General features: G+C 73.8%; 14 protein-coding genes. 7 read left to right on the forward strand and 7 right to left on the reverse strand.

Annotation, left to right across the window (positions count from 1 at the left end; translation table 11 throughout):
* Positions 1-36: 36 nt before the first annotated feature.
* From Sdi02f_RS26215 to Sdi02f_RS26225, 3 genes are read left to right on the forward strand one after another with little or no spacing between them, the layout of a single operon-like run.
* A complete protein-coding gene (locus Sdi02f_RS26215) occupies positions 37-4,644 on the forward strand; it encodes a non-ribosomal peptide synthetase (RefSeq protein ID WP_108934135.1) in 4,608 nt (1,535 codons plus the stop codon).
* Complete coding sequence (locus tag Sdi02f_RS26220) at positions 4,641-5,438, forward strand: thioesterase II family protein (RefSeq protein WP_031184403.1); 798 nt, start codon at positions 4,641-4,643, stop codon at positions 5,436-5,438. The genes Sdi02f_RS26215 and Sdi02f_RS26220 overlap by 4 nt, the downstream gene beginning before the upstream one ends.
* A 59-nt stretch (positions 5,439-5,497) precedes the next feature.
* The gene (locus Sdi02f_RS26225) at positions 5,498-7,096 is read left to right on the forward strand and encodes a (2,3-dihydroxybenzoyl)adenylate synthase (protein WP_108934136.1); all 1,599 of its coding nucleotides are present in this window, start codon (positions 5,498-5,500) and stop codon (positions 7,094-7,096) included.
* 64 nt (positions 7,097-7,160) lie between these two features.
* Here Sdi02f_RS26225 and Sdi02f_RS26230 read toward each other — a convergent pair whose 3' ends face one another.
* The 3 genes from Sdi02f_RS26230 to Sdi02f_RS26240 form a co-directional block, all read right to left on the reverse strand.
* Positions 7,161-7,847 carry a TetR/AcrR family transcriptional regulator gene (locus Sdi02f_RS26230; RefSeq protein ID WP_030398725.1) on the reverse strand — a complete coding sequence of 229 codons (687 nt, stop codon included), beginning with the start codon at positions 7,845-7,847 and terminating at the stop codon, positions 7,161-7,163.
* Between the two features lie 81 nt (positions 7,848-7,928).
* Positions 7,929-9,101: a saccharopine dehydrogenase NADP-binding domain-containing protein gene (locus tag Sdi02f_RS26235; RefSeq protein WP_030398726.1), complete on the reverse strand. Its 1,173-nt coding sequence runs from the start codon at positions 9,099-9,101 to the stop codon at positions 7,929-7,931.
* On the reverse strand, positions 9,098-9,787 hold the full coding sequence (locus tag Sdi02f_RS26240; RefSeq protein ID WP_030398727.1) for a TetR/AcrR family transcriptional regulator: 690 nt from the start codon (positions 9,785-9,787) through the stop codon (positions 9,098-9,100). The genes Sdi02f_RS26235 and Sdi02f_RS26240 overlap by 4 nt, the downstream gene beginning before the upstream one ends.
* Before the next feature lie 815 nt (positions 9,788-10,602).
* Between Sdi02f_RS26240 and Sdi02f_RS26245 the strand changes: the two genes are divergently transcribed.
* The 4 genes from Sdi02f_RS26245 to Sdi02f_RS26260 all read left to right on the forward strand — a co-directional run bounded on the left by Sdi02f_RS26245 (position 10,603) and on the right by Sdi02f_RS26260 (position 16,757).
* On the forward strand, positions 10,603-11,931 hold the full coding sequence (locus Sdi02f_RS26245) for a salicylate synthase (protein ID WP_234328356.1): 1,329 nt from the start codon (positions 10,603-10,605) through the stop codon (positions 11,929-11,931).
* Between the two features lie 84 nt (positions 11,932-12,015).
* Complete coding sequence (locus Sdi02f_RS26250) at positions 12,016-13,932, forward strand: AfsR/SARP family transcriptional regulator (protein ID WP_234328349.1); 1,917 nt, start codon at positions 12,016-12,018, stop codon at positions 13,930-13,932.
* A 201-nt stretch (positions 13,933-14,133) separates the two neighbouring features.
* Entirely contained in the window at positions 14,134-15,399 is a 1,266-nt protein-coding gene (locus Sdi02f_RS26255; protein WP_030398730.1) for a cation:proton antiporter, read from the forward strand.
* Between the two features lie 35 nt (positions 15,400-15,434).
* Complete coding sequence (locus Sdi02f_RS26260; RefSeq protein WP_108934137.1) at positions 15,435-16,757, forward strand: class I adenylate-forming enzyme family protein; 1,323 nt, start codon at positions 15,435-15,437, stop codon at positions 16,755-16,757.
* Here Sdi02f_RS26260 and Sdi02f_RS26265 read toward each other — a convergent pair whose 3' ends face one another.
* From Sdi02f_RS26265 to dpgB, 4 genes are read right to left on the reverse strand one after another with little or no spacing between them, the layout of a single operon-like run.
* Complete coding sequence (locus tag Sdi02f_RS26265) at positions 16,758-18,212, reverse strand: aldehyde dehydrogenase family protein (RefSeq protein ID WP_031081070.1); 1,455 nt, start codon at positions 18,210-18,212, stop codon at positions 16,758-16,760.
* Positions 18,209-19,999 (reverse strand): thiamine pyrophosphate-binding protein, encoded by a 1,791-nt coding sequence (locus Sdi02f_RS26270; RefSeq protein ID WP_108934138.1) that lies wholly within the window; start codon positions 19,997-19,999, stop codon positions 18,209-18,211. Before Sdi02f_RS26270 ends, Sdi02f_RS26265 begins: the two co-directional genes overlap by 4 nt.
* Positions 19,996-21,390, reverse strand: coding sequence for a (3,5-dihydroxyphenyl)acetyl-CoA 1,2-dioxygenase DpgC (dpgC, locus tag Sdi02f_RS26275; protein ID WP_051849547.1), 1,395 nt, complete (start codon positions 21,388-21,390; stop codon positions 19,996-19,998). Before dpgC ends, Sdi02f_RS26270 begins: the two co-directional genes overlap by 4 nt.
* Positions 21,390-22,103, reverse strand: a complete 714-nt coding sequence (dpgB, locus tag Sdi02f_RS26280) for an enoyl-CoA-hydratase DpgB (protein ID WP_051849548.1) — start codon at positions 22,101-22,103, stop codon at positions 21,390-21,392. Before dpgB ends, dpgC begins: the two co-directional genes overlap by 1 nt.
* Between the last annotated feature and the right edge of the window lie 139 nt (positions 22,104-22,242).

The raw sequence follows: 22,242 nt of genomic DNA on the forward strand, positions 1-22,242 counted from the left end.
GATCCGTTCCACACCGACCGACGCACGGGGGTAGGGATGTCACGCAGCACGGCAGGGCAGCCGGTGGATCTCCGCAAGGAGGTCGCCGCGCTCCTCGGGATCGACCTGGGACCCGGGGACGACGACGCGAACCTCTTCGAACTGGGCCTGCAGTCACTCCAGTTGATGTCCCTGGTCAACCGGATGAACCGGTCCGGCGCGGGCGTCGACTTCACCGAGATGGCGCAGGACCCGCGGCTCACGGCCTGGTACGGACTGCTCGCCTCGCGCGGGGCGGCGCAAGGGGCGGAGCCGGAGCCCGCCCCCGGCCCGGTCGCTCCCGTCGACGGGAGCGCGCCGTTCCCGCTGACCGCCGTGCAGCAGGCGTACTGGATCGGCCGCGGCGCCGACCGGCCCCTCGGCGGCGTCGGGTGCCACGCCTACCTGGAGATCGACACCCAGGACGTGGTGGCCGGGCGCCTCGAGCAGGCCGTTGTCGCCCTGGTCCGCCTGCACCCCATGCTGCGCGCCTCGTTCACGGACGACGGCACACAGCGGATCGCCGACCGCGTCACCTGGCCCGGCCTGCGGGTCCACGACTTCACGAAGCTCCCGGCCGAGGCCGCCGAAGACGCCCTGCGGGCGCTGCGGGAACGCCTGTCCCACCGGGTGCTCGACGTCGCCGCGGGCGAGGTGCTCGACGTCCGGCTGAGCCTGTGTCCCGGCGGGGCGCAGCGCATCCACGTCAACGCCGACCTGCTGGTCGCCGACGTGCACAGCATCCGAGTGCTGCTCTCCGATCTGGCGGCGCTCTACGCGGACCCCGAGAACCCCGCCGAACCGGGGTACACCTTCCCCCAGTATCTCGCCGACACCGCCGCGTCCCGGACGGCCGGGCGCGAACGGGCGCGGGAGCACTGGCAGCGGCGCCTGCCCGAACTCCCGGGCGGGCCCGCCCTCCCACTGGCGGTGGACCCGGGCGAGATCGGCGTGCCGCGTTTCTCGCGGCGGAGCCACACCCTGACTCCCGGGGAGTGGGCGGACCTTCAGCGCCGGGCCGCCGAACACGGCCTGACCCCGGCCGTGTTACTGATCACCGCCTTCTCCGAGGTCCTCGCGCGGTGGAGCGGACAGTCCAGGTTCCTGCTCAACCTCCCCCTGTTCGACCGCGACCAGGACCTCCATCCCGACATCGAGCGCATCGTGGCCGACTTCACCAGCCTGCTGCTCCTCGAGGTCGACCTGCCCGCGGAGGCAGGCTTCGCCGACCGGGCCCGCGCGGTCCAGAGGCGCCTGCACGACGACGTCGGCCACGCCGCGTACACGGGCGTCGACGTGCTGCGCGACTTCGTCCGCGTCGACGCCGGGACCCCGCGCACGGCACCCGTCGTCTTCGCCTGCAACCTCGACGCCCCGCTCGTGCCCGACGACTTCGCCGCCCGCTTCGGCGAGCTGTCCTGGATGGTCTCCCAGACGCCCCAGGTCTGGCTCGACCACCAGGTGTACGGCACCCGCGAAGGCGGTCTGCTGCTGGCCTGGGACATCGTCGAGGAGCTCTTCCCGAAGGGCGTGACGGACGCGATGTTCGCGGCGTACACCACCCTGGTGGGGCGCCTGGCGGCCACCGACTGGAGTCTCCCGCCGGAGATACCCCTGCCCGAGTCCCAGGTGCGATGTCGTGCCGAGGCGAACTCCGTGACCCGGCGGGAGAGCGGTCGTCCGCTGCACCGGGCGTTCTTCGAGCGGGCGGCCGGCCGGGCCGGGGACCCGGCACTGCTGTGGGGGGAGGACGGCTGTCTCACCCACGGGGAACTGGCGGACCGCGCGCTGCGGGTGGCCGGTGCGCTCGCCGCCCGGGGCGTCGGGCCGGGCAGCCCGGTCGTCGTCACCGCGCCCAAGGGACCCGACCAGATCGCGGCGGTGCTCGGCGTCCTGGCCGCGGGCGGCACCTACGTCCCCGTCGGCGTCGACCAGCCCGCCGAACGCCGCGACCGCATCCACGCGCTGAGCCGCTGCGTGCTCGTCCTGGACGGCACGGGGGCGCCGCCGCGGACGGGGTCCACGGCCCCCTTCCTGCCCCTCGACGAGGCCCTCCGGGCGGCGCCGCTGGACGCCCCCGTGGACGTGTCCGCCGACGAGAGCGCCTACGTCATCTTCACCTCCGGTTCCACCGGCACGCCCAAGGGCGTCGAGGTCGGCCACCGTGCCGCGGTGAACACCGTCGAGGACATCGACGAGCGGTACGCTCTCGGGCCGGCGGACCGGGTCCTGGCCGTCTCCGCCCTGGACTTCGACCTCTCCGTGTGGGACCTCTTCGGCCCGCTCACCGAGGGCGGCGCCCTGGTGCTGGTCGACGAGACCGACCGACGCGACGCCCACCGCTGGCTCGCGCTCTGCGAGCGCCACGCCGTCACCGTGTGGAACTCGGTTCCCGCCCTGATGGACATGCTCCTCACCGCGGCCGACGGCGCGTCTCTTCCGGCGTCCCTGCGCCTCGCGCTGCTCTCGGGCGACTGGATCGGCCTCGACCTGCCCGGCCGTCTGGACCGTGCGTCGGACGGCCGGTGCCGGCTGGTCGCCCTCGGCGGCGCCACCGAGGCCGCGATCTGGTCCAACGCCCACGAGGTGACCGCGGTGCCCGCGCACTGGCGTTCCATCCCGTACGGCAGGCCGCTGGCCAACCAGCGGTTCCGGGTCGTCGACCCCCACGGCCGGGACTGCCCGGACTGGGTGCCCGGAGAGCTGTGGATCGGCGGAACCGGCGTGGCCCGGGGATACCGGGGCGACCCCGAGCTGACGAGGGAACGTTTCCCCCGGGCATCGGACGGACGCTGGTACCGCACCGGCGACCAGGGGCGCTACTGGCCCGACGGCACGCTCGAGTTCCTGGGGCGCATCGACCACCAGGTCAAGATCAACGGCTTCCGGGTGGAGCTGGGCGAGATCGAGTCCGTGCTGCAGACCCACCCCGCGGTCTCGCACGCCCTCGCCGTCGTCGTCGGTGACCGGACGCGGGAGATCGCCGCGGCCTTCCTGCCCGCCCCGGCGTCCGCCGCCGCCCCGCCGTCCGCCGCCGCCCCGCCGTCCGCCGCCGTCCCGCCGTCCGCCGCTGCCCCGCCGTCCGCCGCTGCCCCGCCGTCCGCGTCGATACCGGGCGAGGTCCGGACGCAGGACCGTGCCGACGGCCGGGGCCGGGACGCACAGGAGCAGGAAGCGGAACTGGCCGAGACGTTGCTCGCCGCGCTGGTGGAGCCCCTGCTCGGCCCCGGGGAGCGGCCCGTCGAGGTGAGCGCTCTGCCCGTGGCGGAGACCGGCCGCCCACTGTTCGCCGGGTGGCTGGACTTCCTCCGGGAACGGCAGGTCCTGACCCACTCGGCCGGAAGCGTGGCCCGGGGCCCCCGCTGGGCCGTGGCCCGTGACGCGACGCGGGCCGACGCGCTGCGCGACGGGGCGGCCGGCAGCCACCTCCAGCAGGTCGTGGACGGCTGGGCCGGGGTGATGCCCCTGCTGTCCGCCGTGCTCGCCGGCACCGCGGACACGGAAGCCCTGGTCGACGACCCCGTTCTGTCCCCCGACGGGCTCGCGCTCCGGCTGCCCGGCGTCGGAGCCTGCCTGGACGCCGTGGCGCAGGCCGTGGCGGACCTGCACGAGGACGGCGGCCCCGCACTCGACGTCGCCGAGTGGGCGGGCGCCGGCGGCCGGAGCGCCGCCGCTCTGCTGGAGCGGCTGAAGCCGGGCACGGTCGACTACGTACTGCTCGACGAGCGGGAGGCCCGGACCGCCGCCGCCGGGGTCCGGCTCGCCGGTTCCGGGCACCAGGTGCGGACGGCCCGGCAGGACGCCTTCGCCGTACCCGAATCGAGACTCGCGGCCTTCGACGTCCTCTTGGCGAACGACGCGCTGGGCCGGGAGGCGGACCCGGACGCCGCCGCACGGGTGCTGGCCCTGCTGGGCAGACCCGGCAGCCGGGTGTTCCTCGTCGCGAGGGAGACGGCCTCTGCGCTGGCGGTCCCGACCGTGCCCGCCACGTTCCCGGCCGCCGACGCGCCCCGGTGGCTGAGAGCCCTGGAGCGAGCCGGTTTCATCCACGGCGAGCTCTCCGGGCGCGAGTCCGACGGCGTGGTGCTGATCACCGCCCGGCTTCCGGACGCGGACGGCGCCGGCCGTGCCGCCGACCCGGCGGCGCTCCGCGCCTGGCTCGCCGACCGGCTCCCGGCCCACATGATCCCCGGCTCCCTCGTCGGCCTCGCCGAGCTGCCGCTGAGCAGCAACGGCAAGGTGGACCGGCGGCGGGCGGAGCAGGCCCTCCGACACGCCGCCGTCCCGGCCGAGAGCGTCGATGACCCGCCGCTGGGCCCCGTGGAGGAAGCCGTGGCGGAACTCTGGGCACGCGTCCTCGGTACGCCGGTCACCGCGCGTGGTGCGGCCTTCTTCGCCCTGGGCGGGGACAGCATGGCGGCGACCCGTCTGGTGGCCGCCGTCCGCGGCCGGCTGGGCGTGGAACTGCCGATGCGCGACGTCCTGGCGGCTCCGACCGTGGCGGGAATGGCCGCGCTGGTGAGCGAGTTGAGGGCCCGGAGCGGTCTGGGCCAGGACCCGGACGGCGCCGGTCCCGCGGGAGCGGCGGGCGGCCTGTCCGAGGAGTTCGAGGAGGGCGAGCTGTGATCCCCTCGCACCCCCCTGCGTCCCGCGCGCCACGCACCTTCTCCCGGCGCGCGCACGCGCGCTCCCGGCTCGTCTGCTTCCCCCACGCCGGCGGTTCCGCGGCCGGCTACCGCGGCTGGTCCCTCGACGCCCCCTGGGACGTCGAGGTGCGCGCGGTGCAGTACCCCGGCCGCGGGGACCGCTTCGGAGAGCGGGCCGCCACGGACATGGACGGCCTGGTGGACGACCTCGTCCCCGGACTGGGCGCAGGACGCACCGACGACCTCGCCCCCTGCGTGTTCTTCGGTCACAGCATGGGTGCGGCCGTGGCCTACGAGGCCGCGCGCAGGCTCGCCCTGACGGGACGTGCGCCGGCGGCACTCGTCGTGTCCGGCCAGCCCGCGCCGCGGCGGACCCGGGGCGGCGACCTCCACCGCGCCTCCGACGCCGAACTCCTCGCGGACCTGAGAAGGCTCGGCGGTACCGCCGCGGACGTGATGGACAACGACGCGCTCCTGGCGGCGCTGCTGCCCGCCATCCGCAGCGACTACCGGGTCATTGAGACCTATCGGCCGTCGCCCGGAGCGCTCCCGGGCGTCCCGGTGACCGTGCTGTACGCCGACGACGACCCGGAGGTCACCGCTCAGGAGGCCGCCGCCTGGCGCGAGGCCACGACCGGTCCCTGCGAGGTGGAGGTCTTCACCGGCGGCCACTTCTATCTGGAGAGCCGGCGCACGAGCGTGCTGGCGCGTGTCTTCGAGGCGGTCCGGGCGGCGCTGCCCGAGACCGCCACCGCCTGGCCGTCCACCCCGTGACGCGCCGTCGGCCGACGGCGGCCGCACACCATTTCCGTCAACGGACAGAGAGGATCCCCATGCTGGAGGGCTGCGTGGCCTGGCCTGAATCGGCGGTCCGCACGTACAGGGAGCAGGGGTACTGGAACACGGACGTCCTCGGTACCTGGACCGCGCCCGCACCGGAGGGGCGGTCCGCGACCGCGCTGGTGACGGCGGACGGCGGCATGACCCACGCCGAACTCGACCGTGCGGCCGACCGCACGGCCGCGGGTCTGCTGCAGGCGGGCCTGGTGCCCGGCGACCGGGTCGTCGTGCAACTGCCCAACGACGTGGACCTGGTGGTGCTGAGCCTGGCCCTGTTCCGGACCGGCATCCTTCCGGTGTACGCCCTGCCCGCACACCGCTCGGCCGAGATCACCCACCTCGTGGCCTCGTCCGGGGCCGTCGCCTACGTCTGCGCGGAACGCGTCCTCGACTGCGACTTCCGGCTTGTCGCCCGGGAGGTGCTCGACCGGACAGAGAGCCTCCGGCACGTGTTCGTGGCCGGTGACCCGGGCCCCTGGACCGCGCTGTCCTCCCTCGACGCCGACCCTGTCGCCCTGCCCGCACCGGAGCCCGAGGACGTCGCCCTGTTCCTCCTGTCCGGCGGCACCTCCGGACCGCCGAAGCTGATACCGCGGACGCACGCGGACTACGCGTACCAACTGCGCGAGACGGCACGGCTGTGCGGAGTCGGGCCGGAGAGCGTCTACCTCGCGGCGCTGCCCGCCGAGCACAACTTCCCGCTCGGCTGCCCCGGCGTCCTGGGCACGCTCCGCGTGGGAGGAACGGCCGTGCTCGCCCCGGCGCCCACGGCGGACGTGTGCTTCCCGCTCATCGAACGGGCCGGAGTGACGATCACCTCGTTGGTGCCCCCGCTGGTGCCGCTGTGGCTCGACGCGGCCGGGTGGACGGACCACGACCTGTCCTCCCTGCGGGTCGTCCAGGTGGGCGGTGCCCGGCTCGACCCGCAGACGGCCCGGCAGGTGCCAAAAGCCCTCGGCTGCACCCTTCAGCAGGTGTACGGAATGGCGGAGGGACTGCTCAACTACACACGGCTCGACGACCCCGAGGACGTGATCGTCCACACACAGGGGCGACCGCTGTCTCCGGCCGACGAGGTGCGGGTGGTCCGGGAGGACGGGACCGAGGCGGAAGCGGGGGAGACGGGCGAGCTGTTCACCCGCGGTCCCTACACCCTGCGCGGCTACTACCGCGCGGGGGAACGCAACCTCACCCGGTTCACCGAGGAGGGCTACTACCGCACGGGCGACCTGGTGCGCCGCACGGCGGAAGGCAACTTCGAGGTCGTCGGCAGGATCAACGACGTGGTGAACCGGGGCGGGGAGAAGGTACCGACGCTGGAGGTGGAGGAGCACCTGCTCGCCGCCCTGCCGCTGCTGGGCGCCGCCGTGTTCGCCCTGCCCGACCCCCTGATGGGGGAGCGGACCTGCGCCTGCGTCGTCCCCAAGGACGGCGCGCACCCGCCGACCCTGCGGGACGTGCAGGCCGCGTTCAGGGGCCGGGGAGTCGCCGCCTACAAGGTGCCCGACCGGCTGGTGGTCCTGGAGCAGTTGCCGATGACCGGCGTCGGCAAGGTCGACAAGCGGGCCCTCCGCGCGCGCCTGGAGGCATGAGGGAAGCGCAGCCCCTCGGGCCCGGACCACCGGCTGCGGTACGGCCGGTGATCCGGGCCCGCCGTCACGTCGCCCCTCGGGCCCCGCCCGCCCGCGACAGCAGTCCGTCGACGATGGCCACCAGACCCTCGCGGTGGGTGTCCCGGGTGGTGATCTCGTCCCACCGGCCGGCGAGCGAGGCGAGCCGGGGGAACTCGTCCGGGGTCAGGGCGGCGAACGCCTTGTCCCGGTGCGGCGGCCGCTCCAGACCGGCGTGGTGCCGCTCCCGGTTCACCCGGATCGTGAGCTCGCCCGCCGTGTAGTACCAGATGACGCGGTAGGCGTAGACCGCCTCGTCCGGGCCGAGTCCGCACTGGATCGCGGCGTCGATCATGTTCTCCACGATCCACAGCGCGGACACGGCCATGAGGTCGTCGGAGGCGAGGACCTCCACGATCCACGGACACTCGGCGAGGATGTCGTGCAGCGCCTGGCTCGCCGCGAGCAGCCGTTCACGCGGATCGGCGGGCAGCGCAGGGCGCGGGAACCGCTGGGCGTGGCGTTCGAGCAGCAGGAGCAGCAACTCGTCCTTGTCGCGCACGTAGTGGTAGAGCGCCATCGCCGTGCTCGACAGCTCCTGCGCCAGCCGGCGCATCGACAGGTGCTCCGGCCCTTCCTCGTCCAGGAGGCGCTGCGCCGCCGTGAGGATGGCCTCCTGCGACAGGCGGGGTGGACGGCCGGTCCGGCCGGTGCGTCGGGTCTGAGGCGTCATCCGTGTGTCTTCCTGTCCTTCGTGCCGGGTGCGGAACGGGGCGGCGGCCGCGGCCGGCCGGCCGTGCCGCGAGCCGGCGCCTCATCCGGGGCGCCGGGCGGCCGGCGGCGCCGTCGTGCCCGGCTCGCCGGCCGGTACCTCCGTCGTGCGCGCCGTCGCCTGCGGGAGGTGACGCACGATCCAGTCGGCGGTGTCCCTGGGGGGCAGCGTAGCCGCCATGACGTGGACACCGGAGGGAGCCCTGCCCCTCGTGACCTCGTGCGCCGTGATCGAGGCCATCACCCCCACCAGCCCGGTCACGTCCGTGCAGTGCAGGAGCGCGCTCCTGCGGACGGGGGTGCCGTCGGGCGAGAGCCCCTCGAGTGTGCCGTACAGAACCTGGTAGGGGGAGCTGCCGGCCGCGTCCCGCAGACTAGCCCTGGTCAGTTCCCGGGCAGCGGCCATGAGTGCTCCGCCGTCGCCCGCCGTCGGCCCGCGCAGCGCGAACCGGTCCAGGAAGGCGGGCACTCCAGGCCCCTTCAGCACCTCGTGCCAGCTGGTCTCCTCCAGTCGCAGGCGGTAGGCCTGCTGCCGGAGTTCCTCGGGGAGGGTGCGGCGGACGGCGACCGCGTGGGCCGGCGGCGCGGCGGCCGGTGCGAACGCCTGCGACAGGGGCAACTCCGCCTCCTGCCGCGGGCCTTCGCCGTCCTGCGTGCCGCAGTCCTGAGCATGGCCGTCGCCGGGGAGCTCGACCGCCCGGCACTTGCCGAGCAGACAGGAGACCGCCGTGTGGGGCGGGATGGCGCCGAGACCGCCCCACCAGCCGCTGAAGCGGGTCGCGGAGTCGAGCCCGTCGGCCAGCCAGCGCGGCACCCAGCCGGCCAGGGTGCCCGAAAGCCCGGTGAAGAGGACGGCCGAGCACGGCCCCGCCGGAGTGCGCGAGCCGCCGTCGTCCGTCATCCCCACGTAGTGGACGCCGGCCGCGAGGACCGCGGCGCGGACCCGGCCGCGGAGCGAGAACGCGGTCCCCGAGCAGTCGAGCACGGTGGCACAGCCGCGGGTGAAGTGCATCAGGCTCTGGCTGTCGCGGGCGTCGACCACCGCGGCCTCCGCGGGGTCTCCGAGCGTCCGGGTGAACCGCCAGGCCCGGTCGGCGGACCGTCCGCCGATCCGCAGCCGGCAGCCGCCTTGGGCGGCGAGGAAGCGGGCCGCGGCCGCGCCGACGCTCCCGTATCCGCCCAGAATCCCGATCAGGGGTGCCGTGTCGATGCTCATGCGTGTTCTCCGGGGTGTGTCGGATGCTCGCCGAGCAGTCCTTCGACGATGTCCTCCAGGGCCTCCCGGTGGGTGTTCCGCGCGGTCAGGGAGGACCAGCGGCCGGCGAGCGAGGTCAGACGGGGGAAGGCCTCGGGCGACAGGGTGGCGAAGACCTGTTCGCGCTGAGTGGGGCGGGTCAGTCCGGCGTGGTGCCGGCGGCTGGTCGTGCGGATCAGGAGGACGCCGACCGTGAAGTGCCAGATGGCATGGTGCGCCTGGGCCGCCTCTTCCAGGGTGAGACCGCACTCGACGGCCGCGTCGAGGAGCGCCTCCATGATCCACAGAGCGGACATCGCCAAGAGGTCGGGAGAGGCCAGGATCTCGCTCAGGAACGGGTACTCGGCAAGCGTGTCGTGGAGCAGCTCGGCGGCCGCGAGAAGCCTCTCGCGGGGGTCGTCGGGCAGGGTCGGCCGGGCACGGTCCCGGGACCGGGAGGCGACCAGCAGGAGCAGCAGCTCGTGCCGGTCGCGCACATGGTGGTAGAGAGCCATCGGTGTGATGGACAACTCCTTGGCGAGCCGTCGCATGGACAGCCGCTGGGGCCCCTCGTGATCGAGGATGTGCAGCGCGGCCGTGACGATCGTCTCCTGCGAGAGGGGCGCGGACTGGCGCGCGCCGCCTCTTCGTCCCTTCCGGGGCTTCATCCCTGCTTCTCCCATCCGAGTCGTGGAGCTGCCCATGCCGTGCTCCGCCCGCGACTCGATCACTGCGTTGTGCTGGGCTCCTCGGGGCGGGGATGACAACGACGAGAGTCCGGGCTACAGTTATTGTACGCGTAAGACTTACGGGTATAAAAACTACGGGGGGTGGGCGGTGGGGAAGTCCGGGCGGGGCCCGGAGTCGGGGCGGCGCGTCGCGGCCCCGGCTCGGGCGGCCGGGGGTCCGCCTCCCGGATGAGACGGCTCTGCCGGGCGTCGCCACGCGGCGCGGCGGACAGGGCTCGGGCGGCCCGGACGATCCCCCGTGCACAAGCGCCGGGCCGCCCTCCAATCGGTCGCCGCGCAGGCGGTTGAATTCGGTCCTAATCAAGTGACGGAAAGGCCAGCCGGGTCAAGCAGAAGTAAAGTCTCTATGGTGCAACACATACTGTTGATGGGGGGAGTAGTCCTTAGGTAGAGTCCACCTCGGTTCGGCCGCTCTTGGGGTTTCACAGAGACGCAGGAGTATTCAGCCACCCGGGGGAAACGTTTTGTTTCGGGGGGATGACATCCTGTTGAAGGAAGGCTTCACAGGTTTTTTCGCATGCCCGCATATTGTTCGAGTGTGCGCTCGTGACCAGCACCGCACGTGGTGACGTACTGTGATTGCTCCTCCTTGACGTGAAGTTGATATTCTCCTGAGTTCTCCTCTCCTGGGGAACGGCCGAGTGTTTTTCGCCCTTGCAGTGCAATTTCGGTCGTGAGCGCCAAGGAGAAGAACCGTGGGTTTCCCGTACCAGACAAAAGCCGTACGCACGAGTGTGGAGCCACTGGTCGCGGCAACGGCTCTCGCCGCATCAGGCCTGTTCTCCACCTATGTTCTCTACGAAACCGAGGACGGTTGGTCGGTGGCCGGCGGAATAGCGGCCGAGGTCATACTCAAACCGGACACCGTCCGATGTACGAAGGACGGCACCACCGTCGAGCGCCCCTGGCGGGGCGACCCCCTGGCCCAGGTCCGTGCGTTCTTCGACGGGCTGGACCTGGCCGACTGGCGCGCGTACGGCTGGAGCGCCTTCGAACTCGCCTACGCCGTCGCCGGCCGTCCCGTCGGCAACGACGTCCTGCTCCATCTCGTCGTTCCGCGCACGGAGACACGCCTGTCCGGGGACCACGCCGTCGTGCGCGGTCTGGACCCGCAGGAGATGGCCCTCGTCGAGAAGACGCTGACCGGCCTGGAGCCGGTGACCGACGCCCGGGGCCTGCCGGTCCGCGTGGACATCGAGGCCGGCGCCGGCGCCTACCGCGACTCCGTGACCACCGTCGTGGAGCGCATACGCGCCGGTCTGCTGCAGAAGGCCGTGGTCTCCCGCATCGTCCCCGTCACCTCCGACGTCGATTTCCCGGCGACCTACCTCGCCGGCCGCCGCGCCAACACCCCGGCCCGCTCCTACCTGTTGAACATGGCAGGCATCCAGGCGCTGGGCTTCAGCCCGGAGACCGTCGTGGAGGTCGGCCCCGACGGCACCGTCTCCAGCCAGCCGCTGGCCGGCACCAGGGCCCTGACCGGCGACGCCGACGAGGACCGGCGGCTGCGCGAGAACCTCCTCGCGGACCCGAAGGAACTCCACGAGCACGCCATCTCGGTGAAGGTCGCGGTCGACGAACTCGCCGGTCCCTGCACCCCGGAGACGGTGGTCGTCCAGGAGTACATGGTGATCAAGGAGCGGGGCTCCGTGCAGCACCTGGCCTCCAGGGTCGTGGGCCGGATGTCGCGACAGGCCGGCCCCTGGGACGCCTTCGCCGCGGTCTTCCCCGCCGTCACCGCCTCGGGCGTGCCCAAGTACCCCGCGTACGACGCCATCTCGGCCGTCGAACCGCGCGAGCGCGGCCTCTACGCGGGCACGGTGATGACGCTGGCCCAGGACGGCTCCATGGACGCCGCGCTCGCCCTGCGCAGCGTCTTCCGCAAGAACGGCGAGACCTGGCTGCAGGCCGGCGCCGGCATCGTCGAACAGTCCGTACCCGAGCGGGAACTGGAGGAGACCCGGGAGAAGCTGAGGTGTGTGGCCGGCTGTCTGGTGGCCCCCGCGGCCGAGAGCGAGGCGCGGGCGTCGGACGCCGCGCCCGACAAGCGTCTGTACGTCTGAATCACCGGCAGAGACGGTACGGCGACCGTGACCACGATCTCAGGAGGTGACAGGGCAATGCCGACGACGGGGGAGCCCTTGAAAGTGCAACTGCTCGGACCGGTCCGTGCCTGGCGGCACGGCAGAGAAGTCGTCCTCGGGCCGCCCAAACAGCGAGCCGTGTTCGCGTTGCTCGCCGGACGGGCGAACGACGTCGTGAGTGTGGATCACATCATCGACGCCGTGTGGGGCGCGGACATCCCGCAGACGGCGGCCAACGGTGTCCACACCTATGTGGCGGGGCTCCGGCGGATCCTCGAGCCGGAGCGCAGCCGACGGGAAAGCGGTGACCTGCTGATCTCGGCCGCCGGCGGTTACGCCCTGCAGACCGACCCCGAGGCGGTCGACGCCACGCTCTTCGCGCGCCGCCACGCCCGGGCGCGGCGCGCACGCGCGGAAGGCAGGCTCCAGGACGCGCTGGACATCGCCGAATCCGCCCTGTCCCTGTGGCACGGCGACGCGCACTCCGGCGTTCCCGGCCCCTTCGCGGCGATGGAACGGACGAGGCTCCAGGACCTCCGGCTCACCGCCGTGGAGGAGTGGGCCGCCGACATGCTGGCGGCGGACCGCCCCGTCGAGGCGGTCACGGTGCTGCTCGGCGCCGTGGCCGAGGAACCGCTGCGCGAGAAATTACGCTGGCTGCTGATGACCGCGCTGTACCTCTGCGGCCGCCAGGCACACGCCCTGGAGGTCTACGCCGAGACCCGGCGGCTGCTGCGGCACGAGCTCGGCATCGACCCCAGTGCCGAACTGCGCACGCTGCACCAGCAGATCCTGACCGGCGGCCGGGTCGCCCCGAGCCGGGCCACCGGCACGGGGAGCGCCGCCGCGGGCGGCCGGACGCCCGCCCCGGAGCCGGTCACGCCCCCCATGGTGCTGGCCGAAACGCCAAGGCCCGCCCAACTCCCTCCGGTGGCCCGGGGGTTCGTCGGACGCACCCGGGAGCTGGCGCACCTGGCACGGCTGCTCACCGAGAACGACGGGTGGGGGGCCTCCACCCCGATCGTCGTCGTCGACGGTCCGGCCGGAGTGGGCAAGAGTGCCTTCGCGCTCGAACTCGCCCACCGGCTGTCGCAGCACTTTCCGGACGGGCAGCTCTACGTCGACCTGCGCGGTACGAGCATGGAAGGCCGTTCGCTGAGCGCTTCCGAGGCCCTGTTCCAGGTGCTGCGCAGCCTCGGGGTGGACGACGCACGCATCCCCGCGGACCCGGCCGGCCGCGCGACGCTGTACCGCAGTCTGCTCCACGGCAAACGCGTCCTCGTCATGCTCGACGACGTGCTCAGCGCCGACCAGTTGCGCCCGCTGATTCCGGGCGGCTCCTCCTGTGTGCTCAGCACCGGCCGACAGCGCCTGGGCGGCCTGGCCGTCCGCGACGGCGCGCATCTGCTGCGGCTCGACCCGCTCGGCACCCAGGACGCCCTGGCGCTCCTGCGCTGTCTCAGCGGGGACCGGCTGCTCCGTCAGGAGGCCGTGGCCAGGCGGCTGGTGGGACTCTCCGGCGGGCGGCCTCTGACCCTGCGCATCATGGCCGAGACGCTGGCCGCCAACCCGGACGTGCCCCTGGCGGCGCTGGTCGAGCACTTCGCCGAGGAACACGGCCGGCTCGGCCGGCTGGCGCGCGGGGACGAGCCGTCGGCCAGCCTGCACGCCCTGTTCGAGACGTCGTACCAGGCGCTGCCCGCCGAAGCGGCACGGATGTTCCGGCTCCTCGGGCTCTTCAGCGACGAGTCGATCACCGTGTCGTCCGCGGCCGAACTGACCGGCACCACCGAGCCGGAGGCGGCCGGCACGCTGAGGCTGCTCGCGCGCCGCCATCTGCTGGTCGAGACCGGTCGGGACGCGTACCGGTTCCACGAGCTCATGCGGCTCTTCGCGGCCGAGTGCGCCGAGAGGGAGCCGCTGACCCACCGCAGCGCCGCCGTCGCACGTCTGCTGCAGGCGACCGCCTCGGTCGCCTGAGAAGCCGTCCCGTCGTACCGGCAGACGTGCGACGGGCACCGGCCAGCCCTCGCGGGCCCCCGTGCCCGTGTGCCCCGTGGCACCTCCCCCTGGCCACGGGGCACACGTGTGCCCGGCGACCGGAGGCCGGGCCCCGCGCGGCGCCGGGGGCGTTAGAGACCGTTCAGAGCATCTGTAGGCGGCTCGAGCAGAGTGGTCGCCATGGACGGTAACCAGGTTGCCCTGCTCCTCTTCGATCTCGCGTTCATCCTCGTCCTGGCCCACGTACTCGGGCACCTTGCCACGCGGATCGGACAACCACCCGTGGTGGGCGAGATCCTCGCCGGAGTGCTCCTCGGGCCCACCCTCCTCGACGGCGCGGTCTCCGACGCCCTGTTCCCGCACGGGATACGGCCGCTGCTGAGCGCGATGGCCGACGTGGGAGTCACCCTGTTCATGTTCGGAGTGGGCCTGGAGATCGAGCGCCGGGCGCTGCGCGGCCGAGGGCGGATGGCCGCGGTCGTCAGCCTCGGCTCGACGGTGGTGCCCTTCGTCCTCGGTGTCGGACTCGGCTGCCTCCTGCTGCGGAACCACGACACCGGCCAGAAGGCCGCGTTCCTCGTCTTCATGGGCCTGGCCGTGTCCGTGACGGCCTTCCCCGTGCTGGCGAGGGTCCTCTCCGACCGCGGCCTCGCCGCCACCACCCTCGGCGGCATCGCCCTGGCCTGCGCGGCCCTCGTCGACATCGTCGCCTGGACGGCGCTGGCCGCGTTGCAGGCCGCGATCGGAGGCGGGAGCGCCCACTGGCGGGTGGCCCTCATGATCCCGTTCGTCCTGGTGCTGATGCTGGTCGTACGCCCCTGGCTGCGCCGGCGCACCCTCCCGGGCGACGGCCATGGGCCCGCGGCGTCCCGGTGGTACGCGCTGGTGCTGATCGGCGCCCTGCTCTGCGGCGCGGCGACCGAGGCCATGGGCATGCACTACATCTTCGGTGCCTTCCTCTTCGGTCTGGTCATGCCGAGCGAGGGCGCGGACCGGCTGCGCGCCGACCTCATGCAGCGCACCCGCACCGTGACCTCCGTGCTCCTTCCCGTCTACTTCGTCGTCGCCGGGCTCAAGGTGGACCTCAGGGGGTTCGGCTGGACGCAGTCCGCCGAACTGGCCGCCGTGCTGCTGGTCGCCGTGGTCGGGAAGCTCGGGGGGACCTACCTGGGTGCCCGCAGCACGGGGCTCCCCCCGAGGGCCGCCACGGCGCTCGCCGCGCTGATGAACACCCGCGGCCTCACCGAGCTGGTCATCCTCGGCGTCGGACTCCAGGCCGGGCTGCTCGACGGCGGACTGTACTCCCTGCTGGTCGTCGTGGCACTGGTGACCACGGCGATGACCGGTCCGCTGCTGACCCGTACGTACGCGAAGCCCGTGATCGTGCCGGAGACCGCACCCCGGCCGGCCGACCGCTCACCGTCCGTCACCACCCCCGCCGCCTAGCGGAGACGGGACAAGGACCAGAAGGAGACGCAGAGATGCTCTCGGCCGGACTCCGGGAACCAGTCCGCCCCGGCACCCGCCGTCGGGACCAGCCGGCCGGACCGGACAGGACCCTGGACGGACTCTTCACCCGGGCCGCCCGGCGCCACCCGCTGGCCGTCGCGGTACGCGAGGGGCCGCACACCCTCTCGTACGGAAAGGCCGACCTGCTCTCCACCCGGCTCGCCACGGCGCTGCTGAGCGGCGGGGTGCAGCTGGGCGACCCGGTCGTGGTGCACTGCGCCGACCACCGGCAGGCGCTCGTGGCCCACTTGGCGGTCATGAAGGCGGGCGGGGTCTGTGTCCCCGTGCCCCGCGACCTGCCCGCCGGACAGGCCCGCCGGATCGCCGTAGTCAGTGGTGCCGAGACGGTACTGTGCGGCCGCGCGACCCGGGAGGCGTGGGAGCACGACCGCCGTCGTCGGCGGCTCGTCCTGGACGACCCGGAGCTGTGGAAACGGCTCGCGGCGCGCCCCGTCGACCGGGCGCTGCCGCGCTCGGCACCCGCCGAGTCCGCCTACCTGCTGGCGGCCGAGACGGGCGGAGCGTGGAGCTCGGGCCATCTCGTGGACCACCGGGCATGGCTGCTGGCGATGGCCGCCAGGTCCGCCCAGACCGGTCCCACCGGCAGGAGGGTCGTCGTCGCCGAACATCCCACCGGGCCGGTCACCCTGTCCGCGATGTGGTGGGCCTTCGGATCGGGCGGCACCCTGGACGCACGGCCGGAAGAACCTGTGGCGGCCGTCGACAGGGGCGTCGTGGTGTACGACGCGGAGGAGTACGCACGGGTGCTCGACGCCCTGGCACGGGAGCCCCGCCCGCCGCGGCCCCGGCTGGTTCTCCTGGTGGGCGCCCCGTGCCCGCCCGAACTGGTGGCCCGGCACGTCGACACCCTGCCCACCACGGTGCTGCGCGCCGAGTTCGCGCCCGGCGGGAGCGTGCTGCCGTGGGCGGTGAGCACCTACCCGGCGGGACAGGACACGGTCTCCGGCGCCGGCCCCGTGATCGGGGCGGCACCCGGGGTGCGGCTGAGCGTGCGCGGCGCCCTGGGGGAGAACCTCGGGACCGGGCAGACGGGGGAAGTGTGCGCCCGGGGGCGGACCCTGCCCTTCGACGTCATCGGGAACAGCTCCGACCCCGACTCCGGCCGCGGAGGAGCCCTCCTGCGGTCCGGCTTCGCCGGGCGGCGGAACCCGGACGGGGGCGTCGTGCTCACGGGCCCCGGCGGCGCGGCCACGCGTCGGGACGGCACCGCCGCGAGCCGGGGCGGCACGGCGAACCACGAGGCCGCCGCCCGGCGGGCCGCGGCCTCCCGGTGATCAGGCCGACTCGCCGGCCCGGGCCGTGATCCACTGCCACTGGGTGTACGAGTCCCAGGCGAACTGCGCCCCGTGCCGGGCGCCGTTGCCCGAGGCGCCGAAGCCGCCGAAGGGCACCACCGCCTGGTGGTTGACGGTCTGGTCGTTGATGTGGACCATGCCCGTCCGCAGCCGGTCGGCCAGCCGGAGCCCTCGTTCCAGCGACCCCGTGCGAACCGCCGCCACCAGGCCGTACTCGGTGTCGTTGGCGACGGCCACCGCCTCTTCCTCGTCCTGGACGACGACGACCGGCGCCACCGGGCCGAAGATCTCCTCGGTGAAGGCGGGCATGTCCCGGGAGACGCCGGTGAGGACGGTCGGCGGGTAGAACGGCCCGTCCGCGACGCCCCCGCACCGCACTTCGGCGCCGCCCGCGACGCTGTCGCGGACGATCGCGCGGGTGCGCCGCAGCTGACCGGCGTCGATCATCGGCCCCAGGTCGACCGGGCCGGTCCACGGATCGCCGACGGTGAGCCGCCGCGCCTCCTCGACCAACCGGCGCACGTACTCCTCGGCGACCGCCGCGTGCACGATGTGCCGCCCCGCCGCCATGCAGATCTGGCCCTGGTGGAAGAAGGACGCGAAGGCGCCCGCCGCCGCGGCCGTCTCCAGAGGGGCGTCGTCGAGCACGATCAGCGCGTTGTTGCCGCCCAGTTCCAGCGAGACCCGCTTCAGGGCGCGCCCCGCCACGGCCCCCACCTCCCGGCCGACGGCGGTGGAGCCGGTGAACGACACCATCGCCACCGCCGGGTCGGACGTCAGCGCGCCGCCCGCGACCGCGTCGCCCGGCAGCACGTGCAGGACACCCTCCGGGAGCCCCGCCTCCTCGAACAGCCGCGCTACGACATAGCCGCCGGCAACCGGGGTACGGACATCCGGTTTGAGGAGCACGGCGTTGCCCAGGGCGAGTGCCGGGGCCACCGAACGCAGGGCGAGCAGCAGCGGTACGTTCCACGGGCTGATCACCCCGACCACGCCGAGCGGCACCCGGCGGGCCGTGCTCGACCGGTCCGGCCCGCAGGGCAGGACCTGGCCGTGCGGCTGGGTCGGCAGCGCCGCCGCCTGCAGCAGCTCCTCCACCGCGTCCGCGATCTCGGTCTCCGCCTTCGCCCGTACCGCACCGCCCTCGCGGACCAACCACCGGACGACCTCCGCGCGGTGTTCCTCCAGCACGGCCGCCGCGCGCCGCAGGACGGCCGCGCGGGCGGCGGCGGGCAGGGCGCCCCACGCCGGCTGTGCCCGTGCCGCGCCGGCCGCCGCACGCGCGACGTCCGCCGCGTCGGCGACACCGGCCCGGGCGAGCGTCTTCCCGGTCGCCGGCTCGACCACCTCGACGACGGCATCGCCGGACGCGGACCGCCAGCCGTCGCTGAACACCGTCCCGGCCAGCCCCGCCGTGTCGACCAGGCTCGTCATGCCGTTCCTCCTGACGTCGTGAAGGCTCCTCCCGTGTGTCCGTGCGCGAGTCGCACGCCGTCGGCGTGGCCCGTGACGCGGGCGTCGATGAGGACGGGTTCCGTTCCCGCGGCGGCACGCGCCACGGCCTCGGTGAGGTGGTCCGTCGAACGGGCCCGCACCGCGGTGATGCCGAAGAACTCGGCCACGCGGGTGAAGTCGAGTTCCGGCGGTGCGAGATCCAGGCCGTCGGGGCCGTCCGGTGTTCCGTCCCCGAGGCCCAGCAGGCCCGTGGCGGGCGCCAGGTCGAGGCGGGGCGGGGTGAGCTCCAGGCCGCCGTCGCCGCGGCGGGCGGCCCGGCTGCGTCGCCGCCGGGCGGCCGTCTCCTTCAGGGTCCGGTACTCGCCGTTGTTCAGCACCACGAAGGTGACCGGGACGCGGTAGTGGGCGGCGCTCCACAGCCCCTGGAGCCCGAACAGCGTGCAGCCGTCGCCGAGCACGGCGACCACCGGGCGGCTGGGGTCCCCCATCCGGGAGCCGATCGCCGCGCCGATGCCGGAGCCGAGTCCGCCGCCCACGGTGTGGACGTAGGAACGGGGACGCTCCAGCGGCAGCACGCTGCGCAGCAGCAGCCCGCTGGTGATCGCCTCCTCCACCACGACGGAGTCCGCCGGGAGCCCGGAGACGACGGCGTGCGCGGCGGCCAGCGGGTCCATCGGGGCGTCGCCGCGCCCCGCCAGCGCGCGCTCGCGCACCCGCGCACGGGCGGCCTCGTGGACGGGACCGATCGCCTCGATGCGCGACGGCGCCTGCGGCACCTTGCCGGCGAGCTGCGAGGCGAGCGCCGCGAGCGTGGCCCGGACTCCACCGGTCAGACCGAGCACAACGGGGAAGTTCCGTCCCGGTTCCCCCGGATCGCTGTCGAGCTGGATGACGTCGGTGCCCGCCGGAATCGGCGACCCGGGTTCGTAGTGGTGCGCCATGAACGCCCGGGTGCCGGCGATGAGCACCACGTCATGGCCTTCGAGAGCGGACCGGATCGCCGAGTGGCGGGCGTCGAGCATGCCCGCGTAGAGCGGATGCACGGTGGGGAAGTCCACGCCGTCGTGCATCGGCTGGTGGAACACGGCCGCACCGGTCGCCTCGGCCAGCGCCACCAGTTCGGCCACGGCGCCGTCGCGTCCCACCCCGTCGCCGGCGACGATCCCCGGTCGCCGTGCCGCGGCGAGCCGTTCGGCGGCCTCCGGCCACCCGGCGGCGGGGCCCAGGCCGCCGAGCCGGGATCTCGGCGCGGGCGGGGCGACCGGCGTCTCCTCCTCCAGCAGATCCATGGGGACCGAGAGGAAGACCGGGCCCGCGGGCGGCTGGACGGCCAGCGCGAAGGCCCGGCGGAGCATGACCGTCAGGTCGTGGGCGTGCTGGACGTCGAAGGCGTGCTTGACCGCCGCCCGGGCGATCCCCACCAGGTCGCCGGAGAGCATGGGGTCCTGCGCCAGGTGACGGCGGTCCTGCTGCCCCGCGGTCACCACCAGCGGCGTACGCGACCGGCAGGCGTTGAGGAGGCCGACCACGCCGTTGGCGAGCCCGGCGGCGATGTGCAGGCTGACGAAGGCCGGGCGGCCGGTGGCCCGGGCGTATCCGTCGGCCATCGCGACGACGGAGGCTTCCTGAACCCCGAGGACGTACTGGAGGTCGGGAGCCGCCGTGACCGCCTCGACGAACGGAAGTTCCGTCGTGCCCGGGTTGCCGAAGACCCGGGTCACGCCTTCGTCGCGCAGCACCTCCAGCATCGCGTCGACCGGCTTCACGAGCCGCTTCCCGTACGCCGCTCGCGGGACGTGCCGGCGCTGAACCGGTCCACCTTGTCGATGACGTCGGCGCTGTACAGCCGCAGTGCCTGTTCCAGCGCGAACTCGGCGGCATAGGCGCGCAGGTGGTCCACCGGCTCCTCGGCGACGTTGATCATGTGCCGGTTCGGGACCACGGCCGGGCTCGCCAGGCGGGCGACCGCAGCCTCGATGCTCGCGTCCATCATCTTGGGATCGACCACCTCGTCGCAGACGGCCCCCGCCTCCGGCTCGCGCGCCCAGAGCTTGCGGCCGGACAGGATGACCTGCCGCGACAGCCGCCCGCCGGCGAGCGCGGTCAGCCGCAGGTTGGCCATGCCCGGGACGATGCCCTCCTGGGCCGCCGGAAGACTGAAGTAGGAGTCGGCGGCGGCGACGACGTGGTCGACGGCGAACAGCACCTGCATGCCGCCACCGATCGCGAAGCTGTCGACCGCGGCCACCCACGGCTTCTCCACCAGGGCCCGCGGCCAGGCGCCGTCGACCCGGACACCGCGGATCAGCTTGTGGAGATGGCCGAGTTCGCGGCGGAGCAGGAAGTCCACGAACGAGATCCGGCCCTGATGCAGGTCGACCAGATTGATTCCGGCGCAGAAGACCCGACGGCCCTGGTAGCGCGGGTGGGTCATCTTCCCGCCGCGCAACACCCCCACCTCGACACGGTCGTCGAGCAGGGCGAGGTCGACCGCCGTCTCCAGGTCGTCCACGAGCTGGTTGTCCTCGGCATTGAGGAAACGGCCGTTGCACAGGGTGAGGTGGGCCGCCCGGTCCACGCGCTCCAGCCGTACGGTGCCCAGGTCGAGGCTTCCCGTCCGGTCGAACTCGCCCAGCAGCGAACGGGCGCGCCGGGTGGGCCGCAGCAGGGCCTGCATCAGATGAGGGCCGGCCTGCGGCGACCGCAGCACCCAGTGGAAGAACAGGCCCTGGTCGATCTCCCGTCCGTCCTTGTCGGCCTGCGTCGCGCACGCGCGTTCCGCCGCCATCTGCGTCTCGGTCGGGGTGAGGCCGGGAAAGGCCTCGGACGCGGCCGTCACCAGCTCGGACAGCGTGCGATGCTCCCGCAGGCCCCCCGTCAGCTCCTCGTAGACGCGCTCGGCGTGCAGTTCCAGGAACGCGCTGCGCAACCGCCGCTGGTCGTCGAAGACCTCGGTGGCGAGCTGCTGCTGACCGGGATCCCGTCCGGGCTTGGCCGGGAGTTCCCCGAGCAGTTTCTCGGCCTCGGCGGTGTACGTCCGCAGCGCGCCCGCGTCGGCCAGCAGGGAGCCGCTGAGGACCGGCGTCCGCGCGGACCAGTGCGCCGCGACCGCGACGGGGCGCGCCGTCGTGCGGCCCGCTTCTCCCGTGCCGCTCATCACGCGTCGCCCCGGGCGCCCGCGAGTGCGTTCCTGGTCCGGCGCAACGTCCGGTCGCAGGCGGCGAGATGCTTGCCCAGCGCCTCCTCGAAGGCGGTCGTACCGGCCTCGCTGACCAGCTGGCGACGGATCGCGAGCTCGGCGGGTTCCAGCCGGGCGAAGCGCCGGGCCAGACGTGCGGCGACGGCGGCCGGGTTCTTGGCCGTCTGGTCGATCAGCCCGATGGCCAGGGCCCGCTGCTCGGACAGCTCGGCGCCGAACAGGACGAGCCGGCGGGCGTGGAGGCCGCCGAGCTGGTGGGTGAGGCGGTGCAGAGCCATGCCCGCCCAGACGCCGTCGTGGGTCACCGGCACGGCGATGCGCAGCCCGGGCGTGCCGATGCGGTGGTCGGCGGTGAGGAGCACGTCGAGGGCGGGGCCGCTGCAGACCCCCTCGACGGTCACGATCTTGGGGTACCGGCCCTGTTCGAGCCGCCGCAGAGCCTTCTCCCAGCGGCTGACCAGGTCGATGCCGACGTCCCCGGGCCAGTCCTCCGCCGGACCCGTGCCGTGCAGCCGGATCACGGCGCTCGTCGTGCCTCCCGCGTCTTCCAGCCGGTCGCAGAGGGCGTTGACGTCGGCGATCAGCAAGGGGCACAGCGGGCGCGTGCCGTCGATGTCGAGGGTGTGGGGGGTCGTCGCGGTCGGGCTCGGGGCGAAGTGCGAGGCAGACATGTCCGATTCCTGATCGTCGGTGTCGGGAAGAGCCGGGGCGGGAAGGGCCGGGGGGCGGGAAGGGCGGAGGGCCGAGGGCGGGAAGGGCCGAGGGCGGGAAGACCCGGGAAGGGCCGGCGGAAAGCCGGGGGCACGGGGC

Source organism: Streptomyces ardesiacus (genome assembly GCF_003112575.1).
GTDB lineage: Bacteria > Actinomycetota > Actinomycetes > Streptomycetales > Streptomycetaceae > Streptomyces > Streptomyces ardesiacus.

Coding starts and splice junctions, on each gene's coding strand:
- Sdi02f_RS26215 (WP_108934135.1), top strand. CDS start 37: ATGTCACGCAGCACGGCAGGGCAGCCGGTGGATCTCCGCAAGGAGGTC.
- Sdi02f_RS26225 (WP_108934136.1), top strand. CDS start 5,498: ATGCTGGAGGGCTGCGTGGCCTGGCCTGAATCGGCGGTCCGCACGTAC.
- Sdi02f_RS26230 (WP_030398725.1), bottom strand. CDS start 7,847: ATGACGCCTCAGACCCGACGCACCGGCCGGACCGGCCGTCCACCCCGC.
- Sdi02f_RS26235 (WP_030398726.1), bottom strand. CDS start 9,101: ATGAGCATCGACACGGCACCCCTGATCGGGATTCTGGGCGGATACGGG.
- Sdi02f_RS26240 (WP_030398727.1), bottom strand. CDS start 9,787: ATGAAGCCCCGGAAGGGACGAAGAGGCGGCGCGCGCCAGTCCGCGCCC.
- Sdi02f_RS26255 (WP_030398730.1), top strand. CDS start 14,134: ATGGACGGTAACCAGGTTGCCCTGCTCCTCTTCGATCTCGCGTTCATC.
- Sdi02f_RS26260 (WP_108934137.1), top strand. CDS start 15,435: ATGCTCTCGGCCGGACTCCGGGAACCAGTCCGCCCCGGCACCCGCCGT.
- Sdi02f_RS26265 (WP_031081070.1), bottom strand. CDS start 18,212: ATGACGAGCCTGGTCGACACGGCGGGGCTGGCCGGGACGGTGTTCAGC.
- dpgC (WP_051849547.1), bottom strand. CDS start 21,390: ATGAGCGGCACGGGAGAAGCGGGCCGCACGACGGCGCGCCCCGTCGCG.
- dpgB (WP_051849548.1), bottom strand. CDS start 22,103: ATGTCTGCCTCGCACTTCGCCCCGAGCCCGACCGCGACGACCCCCCAC.